Annotated in this window: 3 protein-coding genes; all 3 read right to left on the bottom strand. The window is 74.8% G+C overall.

What is annotated here, in order from left to right:
• Nucleotides 1–161 precede the first annotated feature (161 nt).
• A complete protein-coding gene (locus MHW47_RS34150; RefSeq protein ID WP_239227725.1) occupies nt 162–917 on the bottom strand; it encodes an ABC transporter permease in 756 nt (251 codons plus the stop codon).
• Nucleotides 914–1,909 (bottom strand): ABC transporter ATP-binding protein, encoded by a 996-nt coding sequence (locus MHW47_RS34155; protein WP_239227726.1) that lies wholly within the window; start codon nt 1,907–1,909, stop codon nt 914–916. Before MHW47_RS34155 ends, MHW47_RS34150 begins: the two co-directional genes overlap by 4 nt.
• A gap of 54 nt (nt 1,910–1,963) precedes the next feature.
• On the bottom strand, nt 1,964–2,852 hold an 889-nt coding region (locus MHW47_RS34160), incomplete at its 5' end, for a M50 family metallopeptidase (RefSeq protein ID WP_239227727.1).

The following is a 2,852-nucleotide window of genomic DNA, read 5'->3' on the forward strand; positions in this document are numbered from 1 at the left end:
GGGGGCGCCCCGGTCGCCGAGGGCGGCGGTGGCGTCGGTGGTGCCGACCGGGACCACGGGGACGTCGCGCCCGGTGCGGTCGGCGAGGGCGGCGTGGAGCGCGGCGCGGGCCAGGTCCATGGGGGCGGGCGCGGTGGCGGGGGCGGTGCGCGTCGGGGTGCTCATGAGGACCTCGTCCAGCGGAAGGTCTTGACGGCGGCGACGCCGAAGACAAGGGCGAAGAAGACGAGTCCGGCGCAGCCCACCCAGACGTCGGAGAGGTCTCCGCGTCCGGCGAGCGCGTGGGACACGGCGTCGTTGAGGTAGCGCAGCGGCAGGACCACGGAGACGTGCTGGAGCCAGGACGGCATCGAGTCCAGCGGGAAGAACGAGCCGGAGAGGAACGCCATCGGCAGCATCAGGAAGTTGGCGGTGGCCGCGACGGACTCCGGGGTGTCGGCGAAGGAGCCGATGATGACGCCGAGCAGCAGGAACGTGGTGACGCCGAGGAGGAGCACCGGGATCAGCAGCGGCCAGCCGGAGGCGGGGCGGAGGCCGAACAGCGGCAGCATGGCGACGCCGACGAACAGCAGCGACTGCACGGCGCCGACGACTAGGGCGATGGCGTAGCGGGAGCCGATGACGGCGCTCAGCGGGGCCGGGGACATCCGGATCAGGCGCAGGATGTCGTCGGTCCGCCACTGCATGAGGGTGAACGCGATGCCGAAGACGGCGGCGTTGGCGACGCCCCAGGACAGGACGCCGGCAGCGGTGTAGGAGAGGTAGGACAGGCCGCTCTCCTCGACGTCCTGGCCCCGGAAGATGAGGCCGAAGACGACGAGGAAGAGGAGCGGGAAGGCGAAGGTGAAGAACAGGGTGGTCTTGTCGCGGATCTGGGCGCGGTAGCCCGCTGCGGCCAGTGCGGCGTAGGCGCTCATGGCTGGTGCTCCGTGGTGTCGGCGGTGCGGCGGGGGGTGTGCGCGGACCGGGTGAACCGGGCCGTGAGGTCGAGGTAGACGTCCTCCAGGCCGGCGGTGCGGGTCTGGACGCCGTCGAGGCCGGCCAGCTTGTCGACGGCGCTGAGGACCCGGCCGGTCTCCCGGGTCTCCAGGACGAGGGCGCCGCCCTGGACGGTGACCCGGTCGACGCCGGGGATGGCCGCCGCCTCCTCCTCGCCGAGGCGGCCCAGCGGCAGCAACAGCCGGGTGGGCGCCTTGAAGCCGCCGATGAGGTGGTGCGGGGTGTCGGTGACCGCGATCCGGCCGTCCACGAGGATCGCGATGCGGTCGCAGAGCGCTTCCGCCTCGTCCAGGTGGTGGGTGGTGTAGACGATCGTGCGGCCCCGTGCCTTGAGGGCGCGCAGCACCTCCCACAGGTCGCGGCGGGCCTGCGGGTCGAGGGCGGCGGTGGGCTCGTCGAGGAAGATCAGCTCGGGGCCGTGGACGAGCGCCGAGGCGATGGCGAGGCGCTGGCGCTGCCCGCCGGAGAGGCTCTCCACCTGGATGTCGCGCTGCTCGGTGAGCCCGACGGCCTCAAGCGTGGCGTCCACGGCACTGCGCGGGGCGCCGTAGAGGGCGGCGACGGTGCGCAGGTGCTCGTGGGCCCGCTGCCGGACGAAGAAGGCGGAGGACTGGGTCTGGATGCCGATGCGGGGCAGCAGCGCGGTGTTGCGGGGCCAGGGGGACTCGCCGAAGACGGCGACCGTGCCGTCGTCGGCGCGGCGCAGCCCCTCCATGATCTCCACCAGGGTCGACTTGCCGGCGCCGTTGGGCCCGAGCAGGCCGAAGAACTCGCCGCGGCCGATCTCCAGGGAGACGTCGTCGAGGGCCTGGCGGTCCCCGTACCGCTTGGAGACGTGCCGGACGCGGACGGCGGGGGCGGGGGCGGCGTCCTCGCCGGGGCTGCTCGGCATCGCCTGTACCTCACTCATGTGGTGCGGGGTTCCTTCCGGTCGGGGACGGGCGGGTGGCGTGGTCACCTCGGGTCACCCCGTCAGGAGCAGGTACGCCGCGGCGCAGGTGCCCGTCGCGGCGAGGAGGACGAGCACGGCGAAGCAGACGGCGTACGCCGTGTAGAGGCGCCGGGCCCGGCGGGGGTACGCGGCGGCGGCCGGCGGGTCGCTGCGGCGCAGCGCCAGGTAGGCGCGGGTCTCCGGGGCCAGCCGGGCGGTGCCGAGCAGGTGGCCGAGCATCCGGTAGCCGTCGAGCGGGGGCAGCGGGACGAGGTTGCTGAGCCCCTGGACGGTGCCGAGCAGCAGCAGCCCGGCCAGCAGTTCCCTGGTGGGGTCGCCCTGGGGCAGCAGGAACCACCAGAGGGCGAAGGGCAGCAGCAGCACCATGTTGAGGTGGGCGCCCGCCCCGGCGATGACGAGCCGGGCGCGCAGGGCGGGCAGGAACAGGTAGTTGTCGACGGTGCAGTAGAGCATCGCGGCCGGCAGCCGCCAGCGCACCCCGATCTCGGTGACCGTGCCGCCGTAGTGCCGGGCGGCGACGCCGTGGGCCAGTTCGTGCAGGGTGATGCTGAACCACAGGAACAGGGCCGCGCCGGCCAGCGCGGCCGGCTCCCGGACCAGCGCGCCCGTGCCGTCCAGGAGTTCGCCGGTGTGCAGGGCGAGGGCGACGACGGTGACGAGGACGGCGGCCAGCAGCGGGAGCTGGACGGCCGGGTGGAGCAGCGGGCGCAGCACGCGGTGGAGCCGGGCGGTGGTCCGGTCGGCGTCGGCGACCAGGCGGCGGGTGCCGTGCCACAGGCCCCCGGTGCGGGCCGGGGGCGGGGTGGCGGCCGGCGGGTCGGGGGCGCCCGCCAGGAGGCCCCGGGGGCCGAGGAGGCCGAGGAGACCGGGCCAGTGCGGCCCGGCGAGGCGGGGGCCGAAG

Origin of the sequence: Streptomyces sp. OfavH-34-F (assembly GCF_022347745.1) — a bacterium.
Lineage (GTDB): Bacteria > Actinomycetota > Actinomycetes > Streptomycetales > Streptomycetaceae > Streptomyces.

Excerpts from the sequence above, each read along its gene's own strand:
- MHW47_RS34155 (WP_239227726.1), bottom strand. The coding sequence starts at position 1,909 with ATGAGTGAGGTACAGGCGATGCCGAGCAGCCCCGGCGAGGACGCCGCC.
- MHW47_RS34150 (WP_239227725.1), bottom strand. The coding sequence starts at position 917 with ATGAGCGCCTACGCCGCACTGGCCGCAGCGGGCTACCGCGCCCAGATC.